Below are 26,767 nucleotides of genomic sequence, written 5' to 3' on the forward strand. Positions count from 1 at the left end.
GCTCGGTTCATGCACTTCGCACAGCAGCCGCGGATCGTCTCCTGGTTGCCTTCCGTGCGTTCCTCGAACCGCAGGGAGGCGGGCATGACTTATCGGGTGGCCATGGATATCGGTGGCACCTTCACCGATGTCGTCGCGTATGACGAGGCACACGGCACCTATGTGGCGGCGAAGGCCCCGACGACCCCGGGCGATCTGGCAGAGGGTGTGTTCACGGCGCTGGAACGCGTCGTGGACGACCTGATGGCGATTTCCTTCTTCGTACACGGCACCACTCAGGGCCTTAACGCGCTGCTGGAGCGCAAGGGCGCACGCATGCTGCTCCTCATGTCCGAGGGTATGCGCGACGTGTACCACATCGCGCGCGGCAATCGCGACCGGATGTTCGATTTGCAGTACCGCAAACCCGTGCCTTTGGTGGAGCGACAGGCCACGGCGGAAGTGGGCGGTCGGCTCGATTGGAAGGGCGAGGAGCTGCGGCCGCTGGACGAGGCGGCGGTACGCTCAGCGGCCCGGCGGGCGCGCGATGAGGGCTGCACGGCGGTCGCCGTGTCGTTCCTCTTCAGCTACGTCAACCCCGCGCACGAGCTGCGGGCAGGGGAGATCCTCGCGCAGGAGCTGGACGACGACGTCATGATCGTCCTCTCGCATCAGGTGGCGAGTGAATGGCGGGAGTACGAGCGGACCTCGTCTGCCGTGCTGGACGCGTACACGGGGCCGGTCGTACGACGGTATCTCGGGCGGATCGAGGAGCGGTTCGCCGAGCGCGGCTTGGGCGTGCCGGTGCAGATCATGCAGTCATCCGGAGGGGTGGTCAACGCCGACTTCGCGCGCCGCAATCCGCTGCAGACGCTGCTGTCGGGGCCGGTCGGCGGCACCATGGGCGGGGTCGCCGCGGCGGCGCTGCTCGGTCGGCCCAACGCCATCTGCATCGACATGGGCGGTACCTCCTTCGACGTGTCGCTGGTTCTCCACGGCCGGCCCGACATCTCCAATGAGGGCGTCGCGGATGGCTTCCCGGTGCTGATGCCGCTGGTCAATCTGCACACCATCGGCGCAGGCGGCGGATCGATCGCCACTGCGGAAGCAGGCGGGCTGCGGGTAGGGCCCGAGTCGGCCGGCGCCGTGCCGGGGCCGGCCTGCTACGGGCGCGGCGGCACCGCCCCCACCGTCACCGACGCCAACGTCGTGCTGGGGCGGGTCGACCCCGACTGGTTCGCAGGCGGTCACATGACACTCGATGTGGCCGCCGCACACCGGGCGGTCGGCGTGCTGGCCGACCGTCTCGGGATGGGCAAGGAGGCGTTGGCGCACGGCATCTGCCAGGTTGCCAACGCCAAGATGGCGCAGGCCATTCGCACCCTGACCGTCGAGCACGGCTTGGAGCCAAGGGAGTTCACCCTCTTGGCCTTCGGCGGTGCCGGCCCGATGCACGCCGCGGAGATCGCCCGGGAGCTGGGCGTCGAAGAGGTCGTGGTGCCGCGTTTCCCGGGAGCGTTCTCCGCCTGGGGCATGCTCGGCACCGAGGTGCGCCGCGACTTCACCCGCCAGTTCTTCACTCCAGGCGACGCCCTGGACAGCACCGCGATGGCCGGGGCGCTCGGCGCGCTGGAAACACAGGCCCTGGACGCGCTGGGGGAGCAGGGCGTGCCCGGCGAGCGGCGACGGGTCGAGCACGCCATCGACATGCGCTACCAGGGGCAGGACTACACCCTGACCGTGCCGCTTGAGGCCGCCGACGAACCACTGCGCGAAGGCTTCCTCGCCCAAGCCGCGGCCAGATTCGCAGCTCTGCACGAGCAGCGCTACGGTCATGCGACGCCCGAGGCGCCCGTGGAGTTCGTGACGCTGCGCACGACCGGCTTCGGCGCGCTGCCCGAGGCTGCACCCGCCCCGTACACCCCGCAACGCGGCGCGGATCCGGGGGCTGGGCACACCAAGTCCGTGAAGTTCGGCGGCACCTCGTACAAGACGCCCGTGCTGCGCCGTGAACGCCTCGCGTCAGGCGAGCAGTTCGCAGGCCCCGCGATCGTGGTCGAGGCCACGTCCACCATTGTCGTCCCACCGGACGCCACCGTCGCCGTCGACTCCCACGGCTTCCTCATCATGAAACTCGGAGGCACCGCGTGAACACCCCAACCCCCGTGATCGACCCGGTCACCACTGAGATCATCCGCTGCGCCCTGCTCCAGGCAGCGGAGGACATGAACACGACCCTGATCAGGTCGGCGTACACGCCCACCATCTACGAGGCCAAGGACTGCGCGGTCGCCCTCCTAGACCGCGACCACCACGTGCTGGGCCAGTCGTCCGGACTGCCGATCTTCCTGGGCAACCTGGAGGAGTGCACGCGCGCGACGGAGCGCATGTACGGCCGCGAGGTATGGCAGGAGGGCGACGTCTGGGTGCTCAACGACTCCTACATCGGTGGCACCCACCTCAATGACGTCACGGTCTATGCGCCCATCCACGTGCACGGTGAAGTGGTGGGGTTCGCGGCATCCCGGGCGCACTGGATCGACATGGGATCCAAGGACCCAGGCGGGTCGATGGACTCCACAACGATCTACCAGGAGGGTCTGCGCATGGGCCCGCTGAAGATTTACGAAGCCGGCGAACCCTGCCTGCTGACACAGGACTTGATCGCCCGGCAAGTCCGTTTCCCGCACCCTACCCTGGGTGACATGCGTGCCCAGGTCGCCTGCGCGCGCACCGGTGCCAGGCGCCTTGCGGAGATCGTCGAGCGCTGGGGCATGGACACCCTTCTTGCCGCCCGTGACGCGATCTTCGAGCAGACCGAGCGCCTGGAGCGCGAGCAGATCGCCGCGATCGAGGACGGCGTGTACGAGGCCACCGGCCGACTTGACAACGACGGCATCGACCTGGATACGCCCCTGCACGTCAGCGTCCGCGTCACCGTTGACGGCGACCGTATGACGATGGACGTCACCGACTGCGCCGACCAGGCCGCCGGCCCGGTCAACTGCGGCGCCGCGCAGACCGTCGCCGCCTGCCGGGTCGGCTACAAGCTGCTGGTGAGCGGAGACGTGCCGCTCAACGGCGGCTCCTTCAAGCCCCTTGAGGTGCTGACCCGGCCCGGCTCCATGCTCGCCGCCGTGGAGCCGGCGGCCTGCCAGTACTACTACTCGCACCTGGGCCTTGTCATCGACCTCGTGGTCAAGGCCCTGGCTCCCGCGCTGCCGCAGAAGGCTGCCGCGGCCTCATACGGCGATTCGATGATCGTGCAGTTCAGCGGGACCGATCCGCGCACCGGCCAGCTGTTCGTCTCCCAGGAGGCCACCGTCGGCGGCTGGGGCGCCTGGCAGGCCGGCGACGGTGAGTCGTGCCTGATCAACAATGTCAACGGCTCGCTGCGCGACATGCCGGTCGAGGTGCTGGAAACGCTCTTCCCGGTCCGGGTGGAAGAGTACGCGGTCCGTGCCGACTCGGCCGGGGTCGGGCGCACCCGCGGCGGCAACGGTGTCGTACGCCAGTACCGGTTCACCTGCGACCAGAACCTGTCCCTGTGGTGGGAACGGTCGGTGACCCCAGCATGGGGTCTCTTCGGCGGAACATCGGGGGCGCCACCCCGGGTGACCCTCAACCCCGGCCGGGGCGACGAGCGTTCACTGCTGAAGGCCAACGCCCTGCTGGTACGGGAGGACGACGTGCTGCGCTGCGAGAGTGGTGGCGGGGGCGCTTTCGGGCCGGCCGCCGAGCGCCCGGCCGAGGCGGTCGCCGATGACGTCCGTCAGGGACTGCTCAGCGAGGCACGGGCGCGAGCCGACTACCCGGCTCACTCACGTCGCTGACGGGCCATCAGGACTGTTGGGGTCCTCAAGCAGGACTCGGCAGGCCAGGTGCAGAGCGAGCCTCAGGGCCGGGTCATCGGGGTCGCAGCCGAGGGCCCTGAGGCGCTCCATGCGGGCGGTAACCGTATTGCGGTGCACCCCCAGCCGCGCCGCGACTGCGGACGCGGCGCCTGCGTCGAGCCATGCTGCGAGCGTTCGCAGCAAGGAGCCGTCCCGGTCTGTGCGCAGCACCGGCGCGAGCAGCGCTTCGGCTGGGGCGCGGAGCGCGTCGGTGGGCAAGGCGGCCAGAAGGCGGGCGGGTCCCATCCGATCGGCGCGCACGACGTTGAGGGGACGCGCGGCACGGACCGCGGCCACCGCGTCGTCGAGCGCCGGCCCGAGCCCGGCGAGGTCGTTCACCGGCCCGGCGACCGCCCCGGCCAAGGGCACCGGCGCGGTGGGCTCCGTGAGCACGGCACGGAGTCTGCGCTCGGCGCGGCCGAGCGGGTCGGAGATGTCCGCGGGTTCTCCCTGGTGGGCCCAGGCAACCCAACAGCCTTCGTATGCAACGAGCGGCCCGCCCCGGCCTCCACGCGACCACCAGGCGCACAGCAACCCGCCCAGAGGCTCTGGCGCGTCCGCCGCTTCGGCCGGGCGGATGACGTTCACCGTGAAAGGCCCCTGGAGGGGCCAGCCCAGCGCCAGAGCCTGAGCCAGCAGCGGGTCGGGCGCGAGCGTCGAAGGCCCGGCGCTCGGCCCGCACCGCCGGCGTGTGAGCAGCTCCGCGAGCAGTCCCGAGGCGTAGCGGCTTGTGCGTTCTGCCCTCAGGCGCTCACGGGCGGCCCAGGCCGTCAGGGGAGCGATCGCCAGGCCCAGAATTTCTTGGACGGTCGACGCCCAGCCCGCCGCACGGGTCCGAGACCGAGCCACGAGCCACGCGAGCGCTCCTCCCTCCGGGTCGTTCACCTCCACCCGCACCGCCACTGATCCGGCGTGCTCGTCGAGTGCCGCCGCACGGCCCGCGATCACCTCGCCACCAGGGATGACGAGCGCCACCGAGGTCGAGGGCAGCACCGCGTGCAACGCCGAGACGATGTGCGGGGCGTTCGTGCCGGCCTCGGCGATACGGCGAGCGGCGGCCGCGAGCAGCGCCGTCCGTCCCGCCTCGGGCTGGGCGACGGCCGAGGCAATGCGTACGGCGGCGTCCGGGGCGTCCCCGGCCACCACGAGCAGCGGGACACCGAGCCGTTCGGCCAGCTCCGCAACGGATGCCGGATTTACCGTGCCCTGGGCGACGACCACGCACGCGGCCGCGTGCTCCCACGCCTTGCGCAGAGCCATCTCGACTGTCCATGAGGCCGACGCGGCAAGAGCGGTCAGGACGACGGCGGTGTGTGGTTGCAGCCCGTCCAGCACGTCGAGCCGGTCGGCGATACGGACGCCTCGCACCTCGACGCTGCGATCGACCGGTCCGTACACGGTGACATCGGCGAGCAGCCCCTGCTGGAGGAGTTCGGTGAGGGTCAGGAAGCGGCCGTCTGCGGGGCGCTTGTCCGTCACTGCTTGCCTCCCGTATGCCGTGCCGCCGCTGCGGGGGCAGCGCTGCACCCGTTGCTCTCTGAGGTGCTCTCCAGCGGTGCCAGTGCACCGACCCGGGCCAGGGCTCGGCCCTCGGGGGTGTGCCAGGCCGGCACCGATTCGAGGACGACGATCTCGACTTCCGTTCCCGGCACGGCCCGCTCGACGTCCACGACCCGCCCGTCGGCGGCGGAGAGGATGAGGATCTGATCGGGTGCTGCGGCCGCCACGGCACCGTCCGCGAGGGCGAGCAGCACCTCGTTGTGGGCCTCCAAGCGGAATCGGCGCCGCAGCCCCTCGGCCTCGGTGACGATGACGCTGGTGGGGGTGGACGGCAGCGCCGCGCGGGACGGGCGGAGTGTCACACCGTACGGGCTGCTTGTGGGCTGCTCCACGGCTGCGATCCTTCCCCGGCACAGCCGTCGGGGCCGCCACGGCGTGAATCGCTCACGCTCAGTGGCGGCACCGGCGGCAAGGGCTCGGCTGACCGTGCCGGGCACCAGGCAGCGGGCGAGATCAGCGCCTTCCAAGGGGTAGGCGGCGACGACCGCCCAGCCACCGGCGGCCAGCACCAAGGGGCGCACCAGCTCCTCCACGCTGCTGCCTGCCGACTCGACGGCGATCACATCCCCACTGCAGGTGGCGAGGGCTAGCGGGGCCGGGCAGTTGCCTGCGAGGGTGAAAGTGGTCTGCTCCAGAAGGGGCATCACTCGTCCGCAGCCGTCGCCGTCGACGAGCGGAAGGCCCAGCCGCGCGGCCGCAGCAAGGGCGATGAGGGCGTTCTCGGCAGCAGTGTTGAGGGCCACGACGGCCTGCGCGGTCCGCCCCACGACGCGTTCCACCGCACGTACGGCCTTCACTGGCTCGTCGCCGGTAGGGAGTTGCTCGGCCAGAGCGGCCGAGGCACCGGCGAGGGTGAGGGTCAGGCACAGACCTGTCGCGTCGAGACGGTCGGCCGGCAGTAGAGGGACCGGCCCGTGTGCGGCGATTTCGGCGCTCGCCCAGTGCAGCGCCACACGATAAGCGCACTCCTCCGTACCGGCTGCGAGCACGCGCGCACCAACCGCCAAGTGCGCCAAATCCGTGCTGGTCACCCACGACGGTGCAGGGACGGTTCCCGGAGAACTCATGCGGGTACTCCCGCCGCCGGCCGTCCCGCAGCGCGCACCGTCACCCGATGGACACCGGCCGGCAGATAGGCGACAGGGGCGTGACTGATGCTCTCGATGTGGGCCGTGTCGGGTGCCGCTCCGGCCGCCACCACACGAGAGAGGGCATGATCTCGTACCGCTGCGAGCCGCTGCTCGAACTCGGCACGCCCGGCCACCACGACAAACTGCTCATGGTCGACCCGGCATATGGAGGAGGCGGCGAATCGGGCCGCGTCGGTCAGACACCTGGTGCGCAGGTCGGCGCCGGCACCGGGGGCTCCGATCAGCTCGGCGCCGCCACCGGTGTAGACCAGTTCGGTGTCGGCGGCGCGCTCACGCTGCCGGGCGACGAACCGGGCCAGATCCTCAGGCTCGGCCTGGCGGCTGTCGTACTCGTGGATGTCCGGGGAGCCGAGGTGCACGGGCACTGCCAGCGGGCCGGGCCCGGGCCGTACGGCACGCTCGGGTTCGCCGTCGACGACGGCGAGGCAGCGCACCGCGCGTGCGCCCGCGTCGACCACGAGCGCCCTGCCCGCGCCCGCTGCAGCGGCCGCACCACGGGCGGCGCATGCGGTGGTGGGGACGGTGGCTATCACCGGATAGCAGCGAAAGTACTCAGCAGAGACCAGACCGCCGTCGTCGCGTGCGAAGAACAGGGGCGCGGTCAGTCCCGCCGACCGCAACGCGCGTGCGGCCTCGGTGGCCAGGTGCGCCGCCCAGTCGCCGAGGGCCGCGTTGACGGCAGTGGCGTTCTCCCGCTCCCGCAGCCCCGCTGAGCCGATTTCATGAGAGAGGCTGATGGCCGCACCTGGTACCACGTCCGCCAGGACGGCTGCGGCCTCCAGCTCGGGCCCCGGGTGGGTGGGCGCGCCCGCCGCACAGACGGCGAACGCGGATACGTCCGCCGCGCGGGCCTGCCGTGCAAAGGCCGCGACGGCGGACCGGTCCAACGGCGCCGCCGGCCCGCCGGTGACCGTTCCGCCTCCGGCGACCACGGCAGTCAGCGCGTCCACGGCCGTCCTGGCCGGCGCAGGCCAGTCGGCGAGGGGAGCAAGCGCCGGATGACTGCCAGACGCGATACGCACCAGAGCCACGCGCCGCACCGCATGAGGACGCCGGGCAAGGTCCGTAACGAGGGCGACCGACTCGGCCCCGGAAGCGAGCGGACCCAGCTCGGCCAGGACACGGCGTACGGACTCGGCGGTCCCGGCCGTGCTGTCGACCACGGCGTGCGCCGCCAGGCGTCCGTCGCGGTCCAGAAGCGTTGCCACACAGGTGGCGCGCCCAAGGTCGATGCCGAGTCTCACCCACACCATCCTTCCACCGAGACCGCTGGCCTGCCGCTACGCGCGGCAGGCCAGAAGCGTCCCCCGCGGCTGCTGAACGAGGTTTCGTGGTTACTCCAAATCCTTGCCCTCGGTCTCCGGCAGCGGTACCGAGCACAACAGGGCAACCGCCAGGAATCCCATCACGAACAAGATCGTCGACGAGAAGCCCGTCGCCTGCGCGAGGAGATAGCCGACGACGGAGGGGGCAAGCGAGGTCGCGCCCAGCTGCGCGGCCGTGGCCCAGGCGTAACCGGTCGCCCGCAACGGCGTCGGGTAGAACTCACCGTTCCAGGTGTTCCACACGCCCCACGCCCCCAGGCAGAAGAAGGACAGGGCGAAGTTCGCGACGTACATCTGCGTGAGGTTGTCCGCGTAGGCGAACGCCACACCGGAGACAGCAGCCAGGGCGACGTACGGCAGGAACACCTTCTTACGCCCGAACCGTCCGGTCAGCAGCGACGCCGAGACATAGCCAGGAATCATGAACACAGCACTCAAGGCAACGAAGCCGAGGCTGGCAGACATGCTCAGGCCCTTGTCCTGCAGCAGTGTGGGCAGCCACGTCTGCAGCCCCCAGTACCCCCAGTTGAAGGCGAAGTTCACCATCAGCATCAGAACGGTGATGCGCAACAGCCGCCCGCGGAAGAGATCGAGCGGCTGCCCTGCCCTCGCTCGCTTCGCGGCGCCCTCTTGTCCCGCGACGGCGAAGACCGTCCCCTCGGGCACATCCATGCCGAGCCCACGCAGCACGGCCGCTGCTTCGGCGTGGCGGCCGCGTTCGGCCAGCCAGTAGGGCGACTCCGGGACCCAGGCGCGGATAGCGAAGACCCAGATCCCGGCGAGACCGCTGGTGAGGGCGACCACGTGCCAGCCCAGCCCACCGAGCAGCTGGGTGACTCCGACCGCGAGGAGCACACCGATTGGCCAGCCGATGGACAGGTACACAGCGGCCCGACCCCGCAGGCGCGAGGGGAGCAGCTCAAGGAAGTAGGGGAAGGTGACCGTGTAGATGCCGGCGAGGGCTATTCCCGACAGGAACCGGGTCACCATCAGCACGGTGAAATTGGGGGAGAGCGTGCTGGCCAGGGCGATCACCCCGTACACGGCCAAGGACCACAGGCACACCCCGCGGCGTCCGATGCGGTCCGAGACCGGCCCCCAGACCAGGCTCCCGGGAATCATGCCGAGCGCCACGGCCGACAGCGCCCAGCCGACCTGCGCCTCGTCGATGCTGAAGGCGCTGCTGAGGTCCCCGGCGACGTAGACCAGAGCGAGCTGCTCCCACGATTCGATGACGAACGCGCCGAAGAGCGCGACCGCCGCGAGCAGATGCGCGCGCCCGAACGGCATGTCCTCGAACCACTGCCCAACCGGCCGCAGCGGCTCCTGATGCGCCGCCGCGCCTTCCTCAGCCTCCGGCCCTGTCCCTTGTATGGCACTCATCCGCTGTCCTCCGCCTCGCCACCGGCACTATGCCCTCCTCATCGAGGGTGGCGGCACCATAGATAGCACCGGCACCACACCCCTGTGCATCGCGCACAGGCCCGGCGCCCCAGGCGTTGCCGGACGCCCAAAACGAGGGGCATCCATGATCTGCGAGGTCGTCGGCAGACGCCCGGCGACCTCCCGGCAGGTGCCGTCCATCAGCGCGGCCCGAGCTGTACCGAGAAGCAAGGGCCGTGGCGGGAGGTCGACCAGGCTGAGCGGGCGATCGTCCAACCGATCACGTGGTACACCGAAGAGCGCCTCCACTCCGCGCTCGATTGCGTATCGCCCGCCGAGTACGAACGCGACTTCTGGCAGAGCCAGGAGCACACCTCGCAGTCCGCCTGAAACAAGATCACCGGACTCTACGAAACTCGGGCAGCTCAGCCAGGGCGGTCAGCAGCCGTTCGGGGGTGTACGGGACCTCGATACGGCCCAGCTCCTCATGGTGTGTGGGCGGCTGTGTGGTGTAGAGCCGATGGGTGAGGCTGGCGGCGGTGGCCCGGTCTAGTTCGGTCAGGAGTTCGGCGACCTCGGTAGGGGGTGAGGTCGTCCGGTCCGGCCTCGGCTAACCCGAGGTCTGCGGCAGTCAAGTGGTGGCCGGACGGGAGGAGAAGATGTCTGCCAGCAGGTCAGGCACGGGCTGGCGCGGTTGTTCCCCGCCCAGCCAGCGCCATACCCGGGATCCGCCGGGGCTGTCGGGCACGGGCTCGGTCGGCATGGCAGGGCCTCCACCGCAGGCGCGATCTCGCTGTGAAAGTCAGGTAACCGACAGTAGTGCACGTGGGGGCCTCGGGGAGCGCTTCCGCGTCACACCGGGTTCCGCTCCCTTCCGCTCTCCTTGCGCGCCGCGCCGGACCGGGAGCTGCGCATCCCGCACTCCTGGACGTCCGGCCCAGATCGCTGCCGGGCCGCCTCGGTCGCCTCGGTCCCTTGGTGTACAGGCGTGCCCCGTCATCATGACCGATCTTGGAACGGGTGTGCGAGAACCAGAAGTGGTTGCCGTTGCCTGCCCCGAGCTGGTGCAGGTCGATCCGAGCCGATGGCGACGCGAAGTCGAACGTGAATGACCCCTGGGAGGAGACTCCTGAACAGCGGTTGGACGATCCCGCTGGAGTCGTGCCGTTGGGCAGGTCGTCGACGATCAGCGACCCCGCCGGCAAACCCGTGTTGCAGCGCGGCGGATACGAGTTGGCGTCCGGTTGCTCGGGGTAGGTGTCGTCGAACCGGTGGACGGCGTTGCCACACTCCGCGTTGTCACACTTCTTCCACGCGGCAGGCTTGGTGTACCAGCACTTCAGGTAAAGCGGGTTGTGCGTGTCCGGGTCGACGGGCAGCATGCAGGGGCCCTTGCCCGTCTCGTTGGAGGCGCCGTCGGTGGCCGAGGAGGGGTCGCAGTTGTTGGTGGCGTCGCAGAACAGTCCGATCGGTGGCTTTGCCTGGGTGCGCTCTTGCACGTTCGTCCACCAGGAGGCTCGGTAGCCGGCCTGGAAGTCACCGGGGCCGAACATTGCGGAGATAGGTCGTGCAGCCCATCCGATCACCTTCTCCTGGTAGGGCCAGTCCTGAGGGTGCGAAGCGTGGGAATAGTCGTCACCGCCTGATGCGTTTTCCAGGAACGGGGTGCGGTTCTCCTTCCACAGTGGGTTGGCCGGGTTATTGGTCCAGCCCACGCCCCACTTACCGGAGTTGCTGCCAGCTGTGGACTTGGGGTGATAGCCGGAGTTGTAGGTCCACAGGGCGTAGAACCAGTTTTCGATGTACCTCGGGTCGCCGCCGTTGATGGTCATCCCGTCGTCGCGGGTGTCGTTCCACTTCCCGATCAGGATGTTCACGCCGGCGGCGATGTTCGCTGCGTAGTCCAGCGCGACGGCCTCCTGCTGCACGGTCGTCTTGGGGTGCTCGTCCTTCTTCTCTTTGCCGTGCATGCGCATCCCGTCGGTGACCTGGGTGATGCCGTAGCCACAGTCGGCCTCGGCGAAGTTGATCGCCCACGGGTCCTTCTGGTAGCCGTCCGCGCTGTACTTGATGCCGTAGTAGTTGCCGATCAGAGCATTGCCGGTAACGCCGGGGACGACGGTGCGGGCGGCCTGCCACATGTTCGACTCCTGCGCGGTAACGCCGAGCATTACCTGTGCAGGAACGTGCCAGTCCACGCCCGATCCGCCCTTGAGCGGAGTCAGCGGGAACAGTGACTGGGGCGCATACGCGGCCATGCCGGTGTTCTTCCAGTTCGCCCCGCGGGTAGCTCCCTTGTTCAGTTTGCCCACGACGGCTTGGTCCACGGCCCACTCGATCTGACGGGGCGTGGGCTGGAATGCCTGCTTCTTCGCATCGCCGCGCGGCACGGAGCAATAGCGGTCGTCATCGACGGGCCCGCTGGCCTGAGTTGCGGTGCTCGCGCTCTGGGCAGTGAGCACCGGGGAGGTCTCGTTTCCCGCGCGTGCTGACTTTGCGCCGCCGATCAGGTCGCCGGGAGTGGCGTCCAGGACGGCGGTCTTGCCGGTGTCGATCGTCTTCAGCGTGGTCCGGACGGTCCGCTGGGTGAGTGCCTCTTCGGGTCGAATGCGGGAGTCTTTCCCATCCGCCCATCGTGACGTGACCGCAGCTTGTCCGTGGCTGGAGACCAGGGCCCCTTTGGCCAGCCCGCCCGGATTGTGCACCATGCCGCCGGCCCGGCTTGTTGTGGAGGCGGCCTTGCCGGTGATGTACACCTCGCCGGACGGTGTCGCGGTGAGATCGAAGCCGGTCAGGTTGCCCCGGGCAAGTGCGGTCGGCTGGGCATTGCCACTCGCCTTCTGTAAGTCGCGCTCAGGCACTCGAGAGACGGTCGCTGCCTCTTGTCCGCCGGCGCGAGCCTTGGCTCTCTGGGGCACGCGGTCGATGAACGTCACACCGCCGTCAGCATCGGCCTTGAGCTGGAACGGGGTCGCCTTCGTCGTGGCGACCTCGCGTACCTTGCCGCCGGTCACCTTGACGATGTGGTTGCCGCGCGCCGCCGCGAGGCCCCCTCTGACGGGGATCGCCGAGGTCACTTGGCCGGCGACGGTGACCTTCGACTTCACCTTGCCGGTCGCGGCGGCGACAGTGACCAGGCGGCTCTCCGGCGACTTCGCAGTGTCGTCCGTCAGAGCGGTGAACACCGCATCCTCCCCCCGGCCGCAGCCAGGTGAGAAGTAGCCGAGCGTTGCCTGGAACGGCAGCTTCGTGATTCTTCCGGTCTCCAGGTCAACGACCGCGGTGAACGCGCCTCGCGACATCATCTCGGGCTTGTTTGTGAAGGTGCGTGGAGCGTAGGCGACGGCCGCGTGCTTCCCGGACTCGGTCACACATGCGTTACCTATCCAGGTATCAGTGTCGAACCCGGTTTCGGACAGCGACGCGGCCGTCCTCCACCGGTAGCCGTCCTTCTCAGCCCCAGTCAGGAGGTGAAAGCCCGTGCCGTCCCCCGAGGTGGTCCAGGCGATGTCCTTCGAAGCCCGATAGTTCTTGCCGAGCGTTGCCGCCCTCTGCTTCACCGGAAGCGATCGCGGCTTATCTCCTGACTCGGCCACGGACGTTCCACTAGCCCCTGGGCCACTCCAGCCCTGCGCTGCCTTCTTGGGCACGCCGGGGCTGTCTGCGGCAAAAGCCTGGCTGCCAGCGATGCCGGCGGTAAGCGCTAGTGTGACCCCCACGGTCACAGGTAATCGACTGCGTCTGAATCTATTTCTCCGCACTGCTTTTACCCCCTGGTTTTGTTTCTTCTCACGCCGTGGCGTATCTAGGCTGCACGCCACGGCTGTTCCTTGAACTACGCGACTTTCTGGGCACGTACATGGACCATTCCCGAACGTCTCATTTACAAATACCTAGGCAGGCGTCCGGGCTACCTCAATGATTTGGACTTTTGGCTGCTTCGGCAGGGGAGCCCCGGACGCATCCATTGCGGTAAGCGCCTGAGATGCCTTATCGCCCGGCCCGATTACTTGTGTGGTGGCCCGTACGGTTGCTGAATACCCGTGCGGTCCAGTGATGCGGATCTCAACCTCGTAGGTTGCCGGCGTCTGCCCTTGATTGGCGATGTCGACGGCTACCCACATCCCATTTCCGGACGGTTTTGCCACTGGGCGTTTTACGGTTACGCCGTCCCTGGTGGCGATGGCTTGGGACACTCCGGAACTGGCGTCAGTCTTTTTCGACGATTCCGGCTCGCGTGACTCGCGCTTCTCGGGAGAGGCGCTCGGTTCAGACCCTTCTGAGCTTGGTGCGCCCTCTGAAGGCCGCGGAGTACCCGGCGGATACGCAGAACTGGAGGGAGCGCTACCGGCCCGCCCAGGAGACTGCTTCTCCGGTGCCGGCTGCCCGCTGATCCCCGTATCGCGGAACGCGAAAAGAGCGATAGCTACCAACCCCACGACAGCGGCCAGCAGTACGGCAGTTATCAGGGCCCGACGCAGGACGGAGTTCGCATCGGAGTGCGCAGCTCGCCGTCCCATCAGTTGCAGGGGGCTGCGTACGTGACGCGATTGACGACCGTGCCGCCCTCGTACTTCATGATGGCGGTCACCTTGGAACAGAGGATGGAAATGCTCGCGCCCGTGATGCGGACTGGGCCAGCGTACTGACTGAACGTGCCCTCGTCCGTTTTACACAACTTGACGTCGGTACTGTTCGGACAGAGTTTGAGTTTCATGTACAGACTCTTGCCAGAGTTGTTGTCGAATACTGCGCAGGAACTCGTAAGCCCCGATGAGCCGGACTTGATGTACGTGAAGAGGGTGCCAAGGCGCGTCGTATCCGGAAGTCGCTCTGCCATGAACAGTTCGTACCTTGCCCCACAAAGATTTGCCGCAGAATTCACAGCCTGGGGGTCTTTCGCGGCAATTAGAAGCGCCTCGGCTTTCGCTTGCGCAGAAATCCGTACCCCTGATTCCGCGCCTGCATCAGCGGCAACTGCGTGCGGCGCGATCAGTCCCGTTAATGCTAAGGCGGCGACTGTCGCGGAAAAACTTCTCGCGGGCTTGAGGATGGTGTTGATCATTGAATTTCCCCTGGGACCATCACGAAATGATGAAATCGCAAGGAGAGCTCCGCCCTGGTGAACCCCCCGGTTCACGCGAGCCAGGGCAGCCTCGCGATCGGCCAGGAATCTACACCGTCGGACCGGCGAAACGCCCAGGCAAAAGATTCCCGGACGTCGGATTTTCGAATACGTGTAGCGACTAGTTAATCTTATGCGGTAGATATCACGACAAAGATGCACACCTCCATCGAAATGGAGTGACGATGAGTTACCGTGTGGTTTGCATCACTCGGGAAGGCTGGCCGCCCGGTTCGGCCGGGCGCTACTCCTGCAGCTGGGGCAAGGTGCCTCAAGCCGCCGTTTGCGGTACTCGCCTGGCGAGACCCCGTAGGTCCTCTTGAACGCGCGCCCGAACACCGTGGCGTCCGGGAAGCCCCAGCGCGCTCGGATCGCGCCGACGCTGCCCTTGCCGCGATCTGGTCCAGATCGGCGATCGGCGTGGGTAATGGATTCAGCGGACGGGCATTCGCGATGCCCTGGTATGGCCGATGAGCAGCAGGTCCCGCACCAGCGCGGTCGCCCACCCCGGATTCGTGCGGACCTTGCCGAGAACGCGCCAGTTCTTCAGATGGGCGAAGCCGTGCTCGACCGGGGCCCGCACCGCGGCCAGTGCCTTGCTGGACAGCTTTTGACCACGGGTCAGGGGCCGGTTCCGGGCCGCCTTGTAGCCGGTGATCACCGCCGGGTCGGCGTGCCCATCTGGACCTGCCCCGGGCGGGCGGCGACCACCGGCGAGCGCTGGCTGTGCTGAGATTCCCGGAAGGAAACGGCTGACCCCGGGCGCCCGCCGAAGGCCCGGCCGACGCCGGGGCGGCGAAAAGGTTGGTGTGCGGGGCCGGCGGCGCCGGGTAACGTCTTTGTCATGTTCTTCCAGACGCCGATTTACGAGTGAGCGTGATGGGCCCCTGCTGACGTCCTTCGACGTCGCCGCCCGTCCCCCACCGATGAATCCGTAGATCACTTCACATCATTACCGGGAGAACCCGTGACCGTGAGCAAGAACATCAACAACCCCGTGGGCATGGGCGGCGGCCAGCGCAAGAAGCTGTCCCGCGCCGAACGGCAGAACAACGGTCCGCACCGCAACCTCGACCGCCAGGGTGCAGCCGACCGGAAGGCGGAGCTGGTGCGCAAGATGCGCGAGAAGGCAGGCGCAGCTGAGGGCGCCGGGCAGGCGGGCGACGACACCGCACAGAGCTGACGCACCGCCGCAGCAGGGCGGCACCGCACGGGGCAGGGCCCGGACCACGACGCGCGCTCCGGGCCCTGCTGCCGTACCGAGCGCGGCCGGTCCCGATCAGCTCTCGGCCGACCACCCGCGTCTCAGCCGACCACCCGGGGCAGCCGCAGATTCAGCAGCCCCGTCACCGCCACCACCCCGAGCTGCACCAGGAGCGTCACCACCAGCGCGTTCCCCCCTGCGGATCCGTCCCGCCGGACGCGAGATCCGCAAGGCCGCCGACGGCCCCGAGCTGCCCGTGCGCTGGCTACTGGCCGAATGGCCCGCCACCAATCCCGAACCCGTCCAGTTCTGCCTGTCCAACCTGCCCGCCGACACCCCGCTGGCCACCCTCGTGCGCACCGCGAAACTCCGCTGGCGCATCGAGCACGACTACCGGGATTGAAACAGGCCCTGGGCCTGGCTCACTTCGAAGGCCGCACCTGGAGGGGCTGGCACCATCACTGGCACAGCTCGCGACCACCCACCGAGCCCAGCGCCGGCCGCAACCCCCCGCCCCGATGCAGCGGGCCATCGAGCATCTCGGCGCCGACCCCGACGCAACAGCCGCGTTCTCCTTCCTTCTGACGCACCTTGTCGCGCAGCCGGTCGTGGAGCTCGGCAAGCAGACCTGTCACCTGCCAGCGGCGGGCGAACGCGTGCACCCGCCGGAACGGCGGGAAGTCACAGGGCAGATTGACCCACTTCACGCCGTTGTCGACGACGTAGCGGACCGCGTCAAGCATCACGCGGTGGCAATAACCCTCCGGCCGCCCGCCCCGTCCCTGCAGCCATGCGGGGACCGGCAGCAGCGGCCGGATGACCTGCCACTCGGCCTCCGTCAGGTCGGAGCCGTAACACCGCACGCGGTCCGGCCCGTCCGCCGCGTTGCCGAACCTGTGCGCGAGACAGTCACACGCCGGAGACGGCGCGTTGGACTCCATGGACACGAGCACGAAAGACTGCGGCAACAGGGCCTCCTGGGAATGCTCGGACGGGATCGCGCCCCCGAACTACCAAGAGGCCCTGCCTTCATGCGCCACTCCTATCGCGATCACCCGATCAGGACCCCCGTTCGACCAGACAAGCCCGTTGAGCGGTAAGCGGAAGCCTTCTGATAGCAGATGATCCGGCTGCGAGCAGTGCGGCACGCGCTGGCCGTCGTCCTCGACCTGACTGCGTGCGCGATGACGGAGCGACAGCGCACGCCGCGCTATGGCGACCTGGCACAACCTCGCGGTCGGCGCCCTGCGACTGAACGGCGCGAAGAACATCGCCTCCGGCCATCGCCGCAATGCGCGTGACGCCCGCCGACCCCTCACGCTCCTCGGCCTCGCCTGAGCACGAAGTGGACGTCATTCGACTACGCCGAAGCCCTGAGGGCTGTCGCAGAATAACTTCAGGCTTTGATCTTGGTCAGGCGGGCTGTCTCGCGAGGTCATCGAGTGGAACGGCGCTTCGGCGTTCGTGAGTTATTTTCCGACGGCTCCCTGGGCCGCTCAGGGGTCGACCGGGTCCGGCGCATGCGTTCTCGGCGTTCTCTCAGGCCGAGACCGAGAAGTAACGCCGCCTCAGATGGTCGGGGTGTCGTCAACAATCGGCCTGTGAATCTCAACGACCGGCTTCCACCCCGCGGAGAACTCGATGAAGTCCGCACGGGTGGGGTAGGTGTCGATCGCGCGACGGTCACGCTTGGGGCTGTCGCTCCCCTTGCGCCCCCGGGGAATCTGCTCCTCGAAGATGTCGACCTTCACGTCGGGAACCTCCTTGAGGCCCTGGCGCCAGATCTGCACGACGTCGGCGCCGAACGCCTGCCGGGCCGCAGCGTAAAGGGCCGTGAGGGCCCCCTTGTCCCCACCAGGGACGAAAAGTGCCAGGTCCAGCACGACACCGGCGGACTGGAGGACCTCGATGGTCACCGAGCCGTTCTCGTCGGCCAAGTAGATTCCGGCTTCATTCTCGTCGTCGGGAAGGCAGTAGACCTCTTCCTGGAATACGGTTCTCGCCGTGATCGAGCCGCCCTCGAAATCCTCACCGGACTTGGTCAGAAAAGCAGGGACATAGCAGTCGGGAAGCTTGAGTTCTGCCGTGTCGGCGGAAACGAAGAGCCTGTCCTTCACGCCGAGCTTCGTCACCTCTTCCAGCGAGAGGCGGCGAGCGGCGATCTTCTCCGTGTTCACGATTTCCCTTTCAGGTTGCACTGTCCCTCCGAACAAGGACGCTACCACGAAACCCTGAGGTCAACTGCCCAGTAATCTTTGGGTAAATGGCCTCCGATGACCCGCACGGAAGGATGCCGAAGCGAGTGCCACTCGGTCGGGAACACGCATCCGCCAGGTAGTGTCCCTCGTCATGGTGTTGGGGATCAACTGGCGCTTGCATTTCGGTGCGTTGGGTAGCGCGGAGGAATTAAAAGAGAGTTTACGGTAGATATCACCCATATCGCCTTCGGGGAGGTGGTGGCGAGGTAAGGCGATCCATTCGTCATGCATCTCGAAGAGCGCAGCGGAAACCAACCGGATGGTCCGACAACGCAACAACGGAGACCCCCACCGGCAGCATCTGGATGGAGCGCGAACCGGAAGTCGCGTACTACCGCGCCCTCTTCGGTCAGGACTTCGGCGTAGTCGGCTGACGCCGGTTGCTGACGTCTCGTCATGTTGGGCGGGGTTCGGTACACAGCAGGCACGGACGTCCGCGATCATGGAGTTCTCTACGCTCTGTGACCTTGGACTGCCCGTGCCTGCCGACGCATCATCTCTGATCTCCCCTGCCTTTGAACAGCTCAGACCGCATCCGGAAGTGTCCGGGAGCGATCTTCCGGATCTACTGGAACGCCTCGCGCAGGTCCCGGACCCGCGGGATCCGCGGGGAGTACGGCACCCTCTCGTGACGCTCCTGGCACTGACGGCCTGCGCGGTCCTCGCCGGAGCGCGATCCCTGCTCGCGGTGAGTGAATGGGTGGCCGACGCACCGCCGGCCCTGCTCGAACGGCTCGGCACGGCCGTCGACCCGCTGGTCCCGAAACGGTCCTGGCCCGCGGAATCCACGATCCGGCGACTGCTCGCCAGAATCGACGCGGACGCCCTGGACCGGGCGGTCGGAGCCTGGCTCGCGGACCGGCAGGCCAGGGGACAAGGGCTGCGAGGGCTCGCGGTCGACGGGAAGTCGCTGCGGGGTGCGGCCCGCGCGAAGGGACGGAAGATCCACCTCCTGGCCGCCTGCGACCACGTGAACGCACTGATCCTGGCCCAGATGGACGTCGGTGAGAAGACCAACGAGATCACCCGCTTCCGGCCTCTGCTCGACACCCTCGAGGATCTGGCCGGCACAGTCGTCACCAGCGACGCGATGCACACCCAGCATGACCACGCCGTCTACCTGCTCGACCGGCAGGCCCACTACATCGTGATCGCCAAGCGCAACACGAAGAAGCTCCGTCGGCAGCTCAAGTCCCTTCCCTGGACGCAGATCCCACTGCAGGACAGGACCCGTGCGACCGGTCACGGCCGCCAGGAGATCCGCCGACTGAAGGTGTGCACGGTCAACAACCTGCTCTTCCCCCCGCCCGCCAGGCCGTCCAGATCGTCCGCCGCCGCGTCCACCGCAAGACCGGGAAGATCAGCCTCAAGACCGTCTACGCGGTCACCAGCCTCACCGCCGAGCAGGCCGGCCCGGCTCAGCTCGCCCGACTGATCCGAGGGCACTGGACCGTCGAGGCCCTGCACCACGTCAGGGACGTCACCTTCGCCGACGACGCCTCCCAGCTGCGGACCGGAAACACCCCCAGAGCGATGGCCACCTACAGAAACCTCGCGATCGGAGCTCTCCGTCTGACCGGCGCCCGCAACATCGTCTCCGGCCTCCGACGGGCAGCCCGAGACCAAACCCGGCCCCTTGCCCTTCTCGGCCTCACGTGATCAAAACGGACGACATCAAACTACGCCGAAGCCCTGCCTGCCGTAGCCCTGCCATTGGCAGTGCGTGTATCCGACAGCCTGCGCAACCCAGCCGTAGCGGTCGCCGGTGCTCGTGTTCGAAGCGAGGCTTTTGAACTCGACGCCGAAAGCAGGTTCCTTGTCATGCCAGCCTGCCGGTTCCCGAGGCCGCAGCACTGCGTCTATTCGAGTCTCTTCGCCGGTCCAGTAGCGCCCTGGCACCTGCTCCTCGATGTGGAACCACTGGTCCAGTTTGCCGAGGACGAACGCGGCAAGAGCCTTCTCGTCAGGGAACGATTCGGGTGCTGGCAGCAACGCCTTCTGTCCGTGGCGCACTTGGCCGACTCTACGCGGCCCGGGTCTCTGCGACAGGCGATATCAGGTGACTCCGGATATCCCCGACGCTTTCGCGGCGCGGTCTCGGTGATCTGCCCCGCGACCAGAATCTTGATCTCGTCGCGGATGGAGCGGGCCCCATCGACGCCCTGTCTGGCAGCGTTGTCGAGCTGGTGGTCAGGCCGGTGAATGCAACCGGAACTGAAACATGGAGCAGTACACCCGACCCCACCCCGTACCGATCACCCCAAAAGACCCCACGGGATTCACCCAGCCCATCCGAGGACGAACCCTGCCCATCCGAGGACGAACCCTGCCCATCCATTCAGGCGCTCACCACCGAAGCCGAGACGCAGGGGCATATCGCCGCACTCGGACCGCCACAAGGCACTCCCCACTCCCCGCCCCAAAACACCGCAGCCCGCACCCCTCTTCAGCATCACCGCCCAAAACGAAAAGTTCACCGCTCAGCAACACCCAGCCTCACCCGAGAGAGACCCCCATCCCGAATCACTGCCGGCGCCCCTCATATAGCGCAAACCTCGATCACACGCAGAAAGCCGCCATCCACTCTTTCCGGCACGACCTAAGCACACCCCCTGAGCCATCCTGCTCCCGACGGCACGCTCGGGACACCAGATGATTCTCAAGACGGATATCGACAGAGGTCGACTCCGAAATCGAACCTACGCAGCAGCTCGACAGCCGAGACCGTCCGCCGCCTGATCCACCCCACGCAAGGCGACGCCATGACTACCCATCAGGTTGAGCTGACACTACGTCAGCAATGTCAGCATTGAGTCAGCATGCACCCCGCCAGAGGTGGTGAGAGGTGGCGGCACATGCACATGCACCAATCCGCCCTGCACCACTTCTGAACTGCAAAGATGCTGGCCAACCGGCAACTCCGGCAACATCGCCTCAAACCCAGCGCCAGTGGAAGCCGCACATCCATTGGATCGGCGTTCTCGCAGGTCATGGCGGCAGTGGGTGGGCGGCGGGTCAGCAAACCGTCAGCATCAGCCGAGTCACCGGTCGGCCGCTGGGCCGACCACCACCCGCCGACCGTCGACCGTCGACCGACACATCGGCCACGGTTCGCAGGCGGTAGCCGTGCACACGCCCGGACGGCGCCCCGCAGTCCGGGCATCGCACCAGATCCTCCGGCGTCCGCGCCCGCACCAGGATCCGCTCGCTCTCGTCGGCCACGTCCTCGATGGCCAGCAACGACAGCCCTGAAAACACCACGCCTACAAGCTCGTTGACGTTTCGCACGTCATGTCAACGGCCCGCCACCGCGCTCGGTCACCACCGAATGCCAGACGGGGCTGTTGGCTGGACAGACCCCTGCCATACGCGTTGGGCGCCTACCCAGGTCGAGAGGATGGGGATGTCGGCGATGCGTTCGGGGGCGACGGTCAGGAGGTCGTCGCCGAGGACGGTGAAGTCGGCGAGCATGCCAGGTGCGAGACGGCCTTTGAGGTGTGCTTCCCCGGTTGCGTGCGCGGAGCCGGACGTGTAGATCTCCAGGGCCTCGCGTGCGGTCACCCGCTGTTGGGGGCCGAGGACTTCGCCGTCGCCGGTAGTGCGCGTCACCATCGTGCGGATCGCCAGCAGCGGCGGGAGCGGTCCGGCGGGGTGGTCCGAGGATCCGCCGACGGGGATGCCCGCGTCCAGGAACTTCCGGTGGGCGCACGCCGCCGCGGCGCGCTCGTCTCCGTAGTAGCCGCGCAGTTTGCCGCCGTGCTCGTGCAGGAAGGCCCCGAACGGCACGGGAGTCACCTCGGCGGCGGCAATCCGGGCGACCAGGTCGTCGTCGACGAGGCTGCAGTGCTCAATTCGGTGATTGGTCCCGGCATACGCCGGATCGTCCGCGCGGGCAGCCTCGATGGCGTCGAGCACCTTGCCCACCGCCAGATCGCCGTTCGCGTGCACCGCCACGCGGCTGCCCGTGCTGTGGACGGCGCGTACCGTCGCGGCGAACTCCTCGTCCGTCATGACCTGGATACCGTTGTCGGCACCCGTCTGGCTGGGGTACGGCAGGCGGCACAAACACGTGCCGCCCGCGAGCGCCCCGTCGATCATCAGCTTGACGCCGACCAGGCGCAGGTGTTCATCGCCGAAGCCGGAACGCAGGCCGACCCGCGCCAGGTCCTCGAAGTACCGGTGCCACACCAACATGCCCACGCGCGCGGTGAGGACGCCGCGTCGCGCCGCCTCCTGGTAGAGCCTCAGCTCGCGGGGTGAGACCAGGGCGTCGCACCAGGAGGTGATGCCCGCCGCGTGGAAGTCGCGGCACACCTCGGCGAACGACGGGACCAGGTCGTCGAGAGTGAACTCACCGAGCAGTTCGGGGACCCCGCTGGGGCGGTACCACTGATCGAACCAGGCTCCTTCGTACATCCAGCCGTCGAGCCGGCCGTCCGTGTCACGCCCGAGCGTGCCGCCGGGCGGGTCGGCGTCGGTGTCGCGATAGCCGGCGAGTTCGAGGGCCCGGGTGTTTGCGACGGCCATGTGGCACGAGAAGTGCACGGCGATGACGGGGTGTTCGCGCGACACCGCGTCCAAAGCAGCGCGGGTGAGCCTGCCTTGCGGGTCGGCCGCTGGGTCGTAGCCCTCGGCGACGACCCAGCGGCCCGGCGCGGTGGCCTCCGCGCGTTTCGCCAGCGGGCCGCGCGAACCGCCGGCCACAGACATGGCGTTCGCGGTCAGGGAGACCCGCAGACGGGTGTCGGCCAGCACGGCGGGGTGGCAGTGCGCGTCGTTGAGCCCGGGAACGACGACGCCCTCGCCGAGATCGACCCGTTCGGCGTCCGGGAAGCGGGAGCGCAGCTCGTCCCAGTCCCCCGCGGCCACGACGCGGTCCCCGAGGGTCGCGAACGCCTCCGTTTCGGCGCGCGGGTCGGCGTCGGCGTTCGGCCCTCCGCCGGGCCCGGCGAGCGTAATGATCCGCCGCGCCCGGAATATCTGCACCCGCGGCTGTTCGGAGCAGGATCCCGCGGTATGGGCACCGGACCCCGCGATCAGCGCTCCCGAACTTACGGCCGGTGCGCCCAGTCCCGCGATCTGCGAGCCGGATCCCGCGGTGGACGTGTCGCCCGTCTTCATGTCGTTGCCTCGCCCCTCATCGATCTCTTCGTTGGTTTGTTCCTTCGCCCCGTCGACCGCGTCGGCCTGGTGCGGATCGGGTTCCTCCGTCGCCCGGTCGGCCGTGCGCGCGGAGGGTGTGCCGTGCCGTTCGACGCGCCAAGCGGGCCGCCGTCCCTTCCCGCGCTCACGCCGCGGTCTCCTTCATCGGGTGTGTCGTCGCCGGGGCCTCGGGGCGCACGGATCCCGCCAGCCGGAACACCACCTCGACGAGGATCCCGACGGCAAGGTTGACCCCGATTCCGATGAGGCCGGAGTTCACGTGGCCGACGTCGACCGCTTGGCCGTCGTTGCCGAAGGTCAGCCAGATCACGACCGCCTCCCCCGCGGTGATCCCGGCCGCGACGGACCACGCGCGGGCGAACGGGCGGTGCCCCTTCAGCGCGTACAGCAGGCCCGGCGCCATCTGCGCCAGTCCGGCGTAGGTGAGGAGCAGCAGGTTCGCCAGCGCGTCCGGCCGCTTGATGCCCAGCACCAGCGCCAACGTGGTCGCTCCGATCACCGTGGCGTGGTTCACCAACAGTCCCGACCGCTCGGTGCGTGTGCGAACGATGTTCCGGGCGACCATCGACGACATGCCCAGGACGATCGCCGCGGACGGCACCATCGCGCACGCCGCGGCGGCGGTGACGACGACGCCGACCAGCCAGCCGGGCAGCGCGCCGTTCGTGAGGCGCAGGAGCACCCCGTTCGGGCCGCCGGAAGCCGCACCGGCGACGAGGATGCCGGTGAAGCCGACGAGCATCGGAATCACCTGGCTCGCACTGTAGAACGGGATCCAGATGCTGTTGTGCCGAAGTGCCTTCTCATCCTTGGCGGACAGCACTGCGGGCCAGCTCTGCGGCATGGTCATGAACATGACGCTCAGCAGACTGGTCACCATGCTGGTGAAGAACCAGGTGCGGTCGAACGGCCCGTCGTGGAGGGAGAGCTTGGTCGCGTGCGTGTCGGCGAGCTGACGGCTGACGTCGCCGATGCCACCCGCGAAGTGCGCGGGAATGGCGACCGCCAGCACTACCAGGACGAGCACCATGAGTGCGTCCTTGAGGTACGCCGCCCGCGCCACGCCGCCGATGCCCGACCACAGCACGAACGCGGTGATGAGGACCGACGCGGCGATCATGCTCGCGGTACCGGAGCCGCTGTTGCCTGTGGCCAGTTCGACGACCAGGCCGAGGCCGGTGATCTGGAGCTGGAGGTACGGCAGCAGGAACAGTACGCCGAGCACCGCGGTGAGCGTGCCGAGGGCCTGGCTGCCGTAGCGGTCGGCGAAGAAGTCGCCCTGCGTCAGGTAGCCGCGGTCCCTGCCGAGGCGCCAGACAAGCGGCGCGACCACGTACAGGCCGACGTAGGCCAGCGGGAGATACGGCAGCGCGTAGGCGACCCCCACACCCGACGCGTAGGCAAGCCCGGCCAGCCCGAGGAAGGTGAACGTCGTGTACACCTCGCCTGCCTGGAGGAACCACGTGGTGGCGGCACCGAACCGGCGCCCGCCGACCGTCCACTCCTCCAGACTGGCCGCGGGCTTGCGGCGGCCGAGCACGCCGAGCGCGGCAATCAGCAGCATGCCCACGGCGGACACGATCAGCGTGGCGCTCATCGGCCGCCGCCGTTCCGGAGGTGCTCGCTCCGACCCTCGACGCGGGCGCGTTGGTACTCGACGTAGCCGAGTGCCGGGGTGAGAGCCACCACCCACCCCACGCTCCAGGTCAGGATCGACGGCATACCGAGCCAGACATGTGGGGCGTTGACGAACGGCAGCCAGGCCGTCGACAACAGTGCCGCAACGGGCACGAGTAGCAGGAATACTGCGACACGCATGAACCACTCCCGGTGTCTTCGTATCTCGCGAACCCCTGGAGCATGAAACTTCCCGGGTATGATTAGCCAAAATCTGTCGAGAAGATTCATACAGAGTCAAAAAATGAAGCATTTCGCCGAACCACCGACCACCAGCCCGCCCCGCACGAACCTTCTGGACGAGACCGATCTGGCCCTGGTCAACGCCCTCCAGGCCGCACCGCGGGCATCGTGGACGCTCGTCGGGCAGGCTCTGGGCATCAGCGCGGTCACCGCCGCCCGCCGCTGGGAGCGGCTGCGCTCGAGCGGCCTGGCGTGGGTGACCGCGTACGGCGGCCCGTTCGTCCAGCAGGTCAACTGCGCCGCGTTCGTGGAAGTCGACTGCGTGCCATCACAGGTTCCCGCGGTAACCGAGCGCCTGGTCCACGACCCCCGCATCACCGGCATCGAGCACGTGTCCGGCGGCACCGACCTCTTCCTCACGGTCATGGTCGCCGACCTCACGGCGCTGTCCCGCCTGGCCGTCGACGCCATCGGCGCCCAGGAAGGCGTGACGGCCACCCGCAGCATGATCGCCACCCACCTGTTCGCCGAGGGCAGCCGCTGGGACCTACGCTCCCTGGACCCCGGCCAACGCGGCCTGCTGCGCCCGGCGGACGGCACGGCACCCACCGCCGCTGCGACGCTGGCGCCGGAGGACCGCCCGCTGCTGCTCGCGCTCGGCAAGGACGGGCGGCTCGGCTACGGCGAACTAGCCGAGCTCACGGGCATGAGCGAGTCGACCGTACGCCGCCGCGTGACCCGACTGCTGCGCGAGGGCAGCCTCGTGCCCCGCTGCGAAATCGCCCACGGCGTCTCGGGTTTCCCGGTGTTCGTGCACTATCTCGCGAACGTCCCCAGCGCGGATCTCGCCCGCGTGGGCGCGTCTATCGCGGCGGCGAGCGAAGTCCGTCTGTGCGCCGCGATCGCTGCCGGGCACAGCCTGCTGATCACTGCATGGGTCCGCTCCGTCCCAGACACCCGCCGCCTGGAGGCCCACCTTGCCGAGCGCTTTCCCGAACTCACCATCGAGGACCGGCGGTTGACGCTGGCCAACCCCAAACGGATGGGGCACTTGCTCGACGCCGAAGGCCGGAACACGGGTTTTGTGCCGATGGACATGTGGGCGTGAGCGGCGGAACCGGCAGCTGTCGCCCCCCGTCATACTGACCCACTGCCGCCCCGGGTCTCGGACCGATGCACCGGGGCGGCAGTGCGCCGACGAGCGACGGCCTCAGCCCTCGCCGACGTCACCCGCGAGCCCACCGGCCCGGCACCCGACGCCAGCTCACCCCGCCCCGGCAAGCGCCGTCCGCGCCGCCGGAGTGTCGGCTCGCCCTTTCTCGTAGACGGTGAGCCCCTGCGTCAGCCGGAGAGGCACGAGCAGCAGCTCCACGATGAGGGCCTTCCATGCGTAGACGAGGTTGACGGCCTTGGTCGCGTGGACGCAGGGGATGTTCAACAGCACGCCGGCAAGCGGGAGTTTGCGGCGGCGAGCGGCGTAGATGAGGGGTGGTGTCGTTAGCAGGAGCTCGGCGCCGACCCACCAGGCGAAGGCGAGGGCGGGCGGCTGGTCCGTGATCGCAGCGATCACGGACGGTGTGGCCCACCACAGGGGTGCGGTGAGGATCTCGAAGAGGGCGAGCAGGACCCAGAGGGCCAGGAGGGGTTTGTGGCGGAGCAAGCCGCCGAGGTGGAGGCGGACGTTCTGACAGAAGCCGGCCATCCAGCGCCAGACCTGTTTGCGGAGGTAGGTGAGGTCCTCCGGGTCGGCGGCGAGGGCGACGGCATCGGGGTCGTACACCGCGCGCCGGCCGGCGATCTGCTGCGACCAGGTGTAGTCCATGTCCTTAGTAGCTGTTGTCGTTCCGAACTTGAGGTCGGCGTTTT

General features: G+C 68.3%; 20 protein-coding genes and 3 pseudogenes. 7 read left to right on the plus strand and 16 right to left on the minus strand.

The window, feature by feature from the left end; genetic code table 11:
* Positions 1-9: 9 nt before the first annotated feature.
* Entirely contained in the window at positions 10-2,130 is a 2,121-nt protein-coding gene (locus CG747_RS37015; RefSeq protein ID WP_257980980.1) for a hydantoinase/oxoprolinase family protein, read from the plus strand.
* Entirely contained in the window at positions 2,127-3,812 is a 1,686-nt protein-coding gene (locus CG747_RS37020) for a hydantoinase B/oxoprolinase family protein (protein ID WP_219621589.1), read from the plus strand. The genes CG747_RS37015 and CG747_RS37020 overlap by 4 nt, the downstream gene beginning before the upstream one ends.
* Here the strand turns inward: CG747_RS37020 and CG747_RS37025 are convergent.
* The 8 genes from CG747_RS37025 to CG747_RS37065 form a co-directional block, all read right to left on the minus strand.
* Positions 3,801-5,351, minus strand: coding sequence for a helix-turn-helix domain-containing protein (locus tag CG747_RS37025; protein WP_100606292.1), 1,551 nt, complete (start codon positions 5,349-5,351; stop codon positions 3,801-3,803). The two genes, CG747_RS37020 and CG747_RS37025, sit on opposite strands and share 12 nt — an antisense overlap.
* On the minus strand, positions 5,348-6,499 hold the full coding sequence (locus CG747_RS37030; protein ID WP_100606293.1) for a DUF917 family protein: 1,152 nt from the start codon (positions 6,497-6,499) through the stop codon (positions 5,348-5,350). The genes CG747_RS37025 and CG747_RS37030 overlap by 4 nt, the downstream gene beginning before the upstream one ends.
* Entirely contained in the window at positions 6,496-7,827 is a 1,332-nt protein-coding gene (locus CG747_RS37035) for a hydantoinase/oxoprolinase family protein (RefSeq protein ID WP_146022212.1), read from the minus strand. Before CG747_RS37035 ends, CG747_RS37030 begins: the two co-directional genes overlap by 4 nt.
* A 90-nt stretch (positions 7,828-7,917) precedes the next feature.
* Entirely contained in the window at positions 7,918-9,291 is a 1,374-nt protein-coding gene (locus CG747_RS37040) for an MFS transporter (RefSeq protein ID WP_257980981.1), read from the minus strand.
* Between the two features lie 674 nt (positions 9,292-9,965).
* Positions 9,966-12,887: a hypothetical protein gene (locus CG747_RS37055; RefSeq protein ID WP_146022213.1), complete on the minus strand. Its 2,922-nt coding sequence runs from the start codon at positions 12,885-12,887 to the stop codon at positions 9,966-9,968.
* Positions 12,888-13,810: 923 nt separating this feature from the next.
* Positions 13,811-14,356: a hypothetical protein gene (locus tag CG747_RS37060; RefSeq protein ID WP_100606297.1), complete on the minus strand. Its 546-nt coding sequence runs from the start codon at positions 14,354-14,356 to the stop codon at positions 13,811-13,813.
* 267 nt (positions 14,357-14,623) lie between these two features.
* Complete coding sequence (locus CG747_RS51115) at positions 14,624-14,755, minus strand: hypothetical protein (protein WP_374701862.1); 132 nt, start codon at positions 14,753-14,755, stop codon at positions 14,624-14,626.
* Positions 14,756-14,849: 94 nt separating this feature from the next.
* Entirely contained in the window at positions 14,850-15,077 is a 228-nt protein-coding gene (locus CG747_RS37065; RefSeq protein WP_257980982.1) for a hypothetical protein, read from the minus strand.
* Positions 15,078-15,383: 306 nt separating this feature from the next.
* Between CG747_RS37065 and CG747_RS37070 the strand changes: the two genes are divergently transcribed.
* A complete protein-coding gene (locus CG747_RS37070; protein ID WP_180985858.1) occupies positions 15,384-15,599 on the plus strand; it encodes a DUF6243 family protein in 216 nt (71 codons plus the stop codon).
* Between the two features lie 217 nt (positions 15,600-15,816).
* Positions 15,817-16,082 (plus strand): annotated as a pseudogene (locus CG747_RS37080) (transposase); the annotation flags it as partial.
* Here the strand turns inward: CG747_RS37080 and CG747_RS37085 are convergent.
* On the minus strand, positions 16,079-16,561 hold the full coding sequence (locus CG747_RS37085; RefSeq protein WP_100606298.1) for a transposase: 483 nt from the start codon (positions 16,559-16,561) through the stop codon (positions 16,079-16,081). The pseudogene CG747_RS37080 and the gene CG747_RS37085 overlap by 4 nt on opposite strands.
* 271 nt (positions 16,562-16,832) lie before the next feature.
* Here CG747_RS37085 and CG747_RS50070 point away from each other — a divergent pair, with 271 nt between their 5' ends.
* Positions 16,833-16,958, plus strand: coding sequence for a hypothetical protein (locus CG747_RS50070; RefSeq protein ID WP_257980983.1), 126 nt, complete (start codon positions 16,833-16,835; stop codon positions 16,956-16,958).
* 230 nt (positions 16,959-17,188) lie between these two features.
* On the opposite strand, the gene CG747_RS37090 is transcribed toward CG747_RS50070, so the two are convergent.
* Positions 17,189-17,797 carry a hypothetical protein gene (locus tag CG747_RS37090; RefSeq protein ID WP_100606299.1) on the minus strand — a complete coding sequence of 203 codons (609 nt, stop codon included), beginning with the start codon at positions 17,795-17,797 and terminating at the stop codon, positions 17,189-17,191.
* Between the two features lie 523 nt (positions 17,798-18,320).
* Here CG747_RS37090 and CG747_RS37095 point away from each other — a divergent pair.
* Positions 18,321-19,537 (plus strand): annotated as a pseudogene (locus CG747_RS37095) (ISAs1 family transposase).
* A 15-nt stretch (positions 19,538-19,552) separates the two neighbouring features.
* Here the strand turns inward: CG747_RS37095 and CG747_RS47570 are convergent.
* The 5 genes and pseudogenes from CG747_RS47570 to CG747_RS37115 form a co-directional block, all read right to left on the minus strand.
* Positions 19,553-19,891 carry a hypothetical protein gene (locus tag CG747_RS47570; RefSeq protein ID WP_146022215.1) on the minus strand — a complete coding sequence of 113 codons (339 nt, stop codon included), beginning with the start codon at positions 19,889-19,891 and terminating at the stop codon, positions 19,553-19,555.
* A 1,065-nt stretch (positions 19,892-20,956) separates the two neighbouring features.
* Positions 20,957-21,166 (minus strand): annotated as a pseudogene (locus tag CG747_RS37100) (transposase family protein); the annotation flags it as partial.
* A gap of 30 nt (positions 21,167-21,196) precedes the next feature.
* Complete coding sequence (locus CG747_RS37105) at positions 21,197-22,999, minus strand: amidohydrolase (RefSeq protein ID WP_100606300.1); 1,803 nt, start codon at positions 22,997-22,999, stop codon at positions 21,197-21,199.
* Between the two features lie 166 nt (positions 23,000-23,165).
* On the minus strand, positions 23,166-24,638 hold the full coding sequence (locus CG747_RS37110) for a sodium:solute symporter (protein ID WP_100606301.1): 1,473 nt from the start codon (positions 24,636-24,638) through the stop codon (positions 23,166-23,168).
* On the minus strand, positions 24,635-24,859 hold the full coding sequence (locus CG747_RS37115; protein ID WP_100606302.1) for a hypothetical protein: 225 nt from the start codon (positions 24,857-24,859) through the stop codon (positions 24,635-24,637). The genes CG747_RS37110 and CG747_RS37115 overlap by 4 nt, the downstream gene beginning before the upstream one ends.
* A 103-nt stretch (positions 24,860-24,962) precedes the next feature.
* On the opposite strand from CG747_RS37115, the gene CG747_RS37120 reads away from it, so the two are divergent.
* On the plus strand, positions 24,963-26,009 hold the full coding sequence (locus tag CG747_RS37120) for an Lrp/AsnC family transcriptional regulator (RefSeq protein WP_180985859.1): 1,047 nt from the start codon (positions 24,963-24,965) through the stop codon (positions 26,007-26,009).
* Positions 26,010-26,165: 156 nt separating this feature from the next.
* Here the strand turns inward: CG747_RS37120 and CG747_RS37125 are convergent, their stop codons facing one another.
* Positions 26,166-26,723: a hypothetical protein gene (locus tag CG747_RS37125; protein WP_257980984.1), complete on the minus strand. Its 558-nt coding sequence runs from the start codon at positions 26,721-26,723 to the stop codon at positions 26,166-26,168.
* Positions 26,724-26,767 lie beyond the last annotated feature (44 nt).

Source organism: Streptomyces sp. CB02959, from assembly GCF_002803155.1.
GTDB lineage: Bacteria > Actinomycetota > Actinomycetes > Streptomycetales > Streptomycetaceae > Streptomyces.

What these genes read in the sequence shown, in the direction of transcription:
- CG747_RS37015 (WP_257980980.1), top strand. Translation starts at nt 10, where the DNA reads ATGCACTTCGCACAGCAGCCGCGGATCGTCTCCTGGTTGCCTTCCGTG.
- CG747_RS37110 (WP_100606301.1), bottom strand. Translation starts at nt 24,638, where the DNA reads ATGAGCGCCACGCTGATCGTGTCCGCCGTGGGCATGCTGCTGATTGCC.
- CG747_RS37120 (WP_180985859.1), top strand. Translation starts at nt 24,963, where the DNA reads ATGAAGCATTTCGCCGAACCACCGACCACCAGCCCGCCCCGCACGAAC.
- CG747_RS37030 (WP_100606293.1), bottom strand. Translation starts at nt 6,499, where the DNA reads ATGAGTTCTCCGGGAACCGTCCCTGCACCGTCGTGGGTGACCAGCACG.
- CG747_RS37115 (WP_100606302.1), bottom strand. Translation starts at nt 24,859, where the DNA reads ATGCGTGTCGCAGTATTCCTGCTACTCGTGCCCGTTGCGGCACTGTTG.
- CG747_RS37125 (WP_257980984.1), bottom strand. Translation starts at nt 26,723, where the DNA reads ATGGACTACACCTGGTCGCAGCAGATCGCCGGCCGGCGCGCGGTGTAC.
- CG747_RS50070 (WP_257980983.1), top strand. Translation starts at nt 16,833, where the DNA reads ATGGCGACCTGGCACAACCTCGCGGTCGGCGCCCTGCGACTGAACGGC.
- CG747_RS37060 (WP_100606297.1), bottom strand. Translation starts at nt 14,356, where the DNA reads ATGATCAACACCATCCTCAAGCCCGCGAGAAGTTTTTCCGCGACAGTC.
- CG747_RS37040 (WP_257980981.1), bottom strand. Translation starts at nt 9,291, where the DNA reads ATGAGTGCCATACAAGGGACAGGGCCGGAGGCTGAGGAAGGCGCGGCG.
- CG747_RS37085 (WP_100606298.1), bottom strand. Translation starts at nt 16,561, where the DNA reads ATGGAGTCCAACGCGCCGTCTCCGGCGTGTGACTGTCTCGCGCACAGG.
- CG747_RS37105 (WP_100606300.1), bottom strand. Translation starts at nt 22,999, where the DNA reads ATGAAGACGGGCGACACGTCCACCGCGGGATCCGGCTCGCAGATCGCG.